Annotated in this window: 2 protein-coding genes and 2 tRNA genes; 3 read left to right on the forward strand and 1 reads right to left on the reverse strand. The window is 51.4% G+C overall.

Features of this window, described 5'->3' with window-relative positions; translation table 11 throughout:
* Nucleotides 1-42: 42 nt before the first annotated feature.
* Nucleotides 43-630 carry a nucleotide sugar dehydrogenase gene (locus HG1285_RS18415; protein WP_008288983.1) on the reverse strand — a complete coding sequence of 196 codons (588 nt, stop codon included), beginning with the start codon at nt 628-630 and terminating at the stop codon, nt 43-45.
* 67 nt (nt 631-697) lie between these two features.
* Between HG1285_RS18415 and HG1285_RS03005 the strand changes: the two genes are divergently transcribed.
* The 3 genes from HG1285_RS03005 to HG1285_RS02995 all read left to right on the forward strand — a co-directional run.
* Nucleotides 698-772 (forward strand) — tRNA-Gly (locus HG1285_RS03005).
* Between the two features lie 61 nt (nt 773-833).
* Nucleotides 834-906, forward strand: a tRNA-Thr gene (locus tag HG1285_RS03000).
* Between the two features lie 81 nt (nt 907-987).
* On the forward strand, nt 988-1,814 hold an 827-nt coding region (locus HG1285_RS02995), incomplete at its 3' end, for an elongation factor Tu (protein WP_008288984.1).

Raw genomic sequence — 1,814 nt, forward strand, 5'->3', positions numbered from 1 at the left:
TGGAGGCGTGCTTTATGAGCTCAGCCGTTGAAGGGTCGGTGACTATGAGAGGGAAACCTTATCTGTCAGAGGTCTGTAAAGCTCCTCCATTATCTCCCTTGCTCTGTCGCTTTCAACTCCGACCACTATCCTGTCCGGGTTCAGGAAGTCGTAGACCGCGGAGCCCTCTCTCAGAAACTCGGGGTTTGAGGCAACGTCAAAGGATACGTCCCTTTTAAGGTATCTCTGAACGGTTTTCTTCACGAGTTGATGGGTATTCACCGGAACGGTAGACTTCTCCACGAGGAGCCTGTAAGAATCCATGTTCTTTGCGGTAAGCCTTGCAACCTCCTCTACCTGAGAGAGGTCCGCAGAGCCGTCGGGAAGGGAGGGAGTCCCAACGCATATAAAGATCACCTCTGAGAACTCCACGCCCTCCTTTATATCGGTGGTGAACCTGAGAGTCCCCCTGTCTATACCCTCTCTTAGTAGCTCCTCAAGCTCCGGTTCGTATATGGGGCTTTCACCCTTCCTGAGCTTATCTACCTTCTCGGGGACTTTTTCAACGAGGAGAACCTCGTTCCCAAGATGGGAGAAGCACGCGCCCGTGACGAGACCTACGTATCCTCCACCTATGACCGTGACTTTCATGGAAAAGATTTTACCCTTTTTAAGAAGCTGGAATTCTCCTGAAAGCTGGGTATAATATATACTCTCAGCGGGTGTAGCTCAGCGGTAGAGCGGCTGCTTGCCATGCAGCAGGTCGCGGGTTCAAATCCCGTCGCCCGCTCCATAAACTTAAAGCAAATACGATTGCACACCTGCAGGTTGGTGTGATTAAATTAATATCCTCAGCCCAGGTAGCTCAGTCGGTAGAGCGCACCCTTGGTAAGGGTGAGGTCGCCGGTTCAAGTCCGGTCCTGGGCTTAACAAACATTTGTGTTTTTTTAAGAAAAACATTATTATATTCTGTTAGCTCAAAATACCTATACGGAGGTATGGATAGATATGGCGAAGGAGAAATTTGAGAGGACGAAGGAGCACGTAAACGTAGGGACGATAGGGCACGTAGACCACGGCAAGAGCACGCTGACCTCAGCCATAACCTGCACCCTTGCAGCAGGGCTGGTAGAGGGAGGAAAGGCAGAGTGCTACAAGTACGAGGAGATAGATAAAGCACCAGAAGAGAAAGAGAGAGGGATAACCATAAACATAACCCACGTTGAGTACGAGACAGCCAAGAGACACTATGCCCACGTTGACTGTCCAGGGCACGCAGACTACATCAAGAACATGATAACCGGGGCAGCCCAGATGGACGGGGCGATACTCGTCGTCTCAGCGGCGGACGGACCCATGCCCCAGACAAGGGAGCACGTGCTGCTCGCCAGACAGGTTAACGTACCCTACATAGTCGTGTACATGAACAAGTGCGACATGGTAGACGACGAAGAACTCCTTGAACTCGTTGAGCTTGAGGTAAGGGAACTCCTCAACAAGTACGAGTTTCCCGGGGACGAAGTACCCGTAATAAAAGGCTCAGCCCTTGGGGCGTTACAGGAACTTGAACAGAACTCCCCCGGCAAGTGGGTAGAGAGCATAAAGGAACTCCTTAACGCGATGGACGAGTACATACCCACCCCCAAGAGGGACACAGACAAACCCTTCCTCATGCCCATAGAGGACGTGTTCACCATATCCGGAAGGGGAACAGTTGTGACAGGGAGAGTAGAGAGGGGAGTACTCAAGCCCGGAGAGGAAGTAGAGATAGTAGGACTGAAAGAGGAGCCCCTAAAGACAGTAGCGACCTCCATAGAGATGTTCAGGAAGATACT

This window comes from Hydrogenivirga sp. 128-5-R1-1 (genome assembly GCF_000171895.1).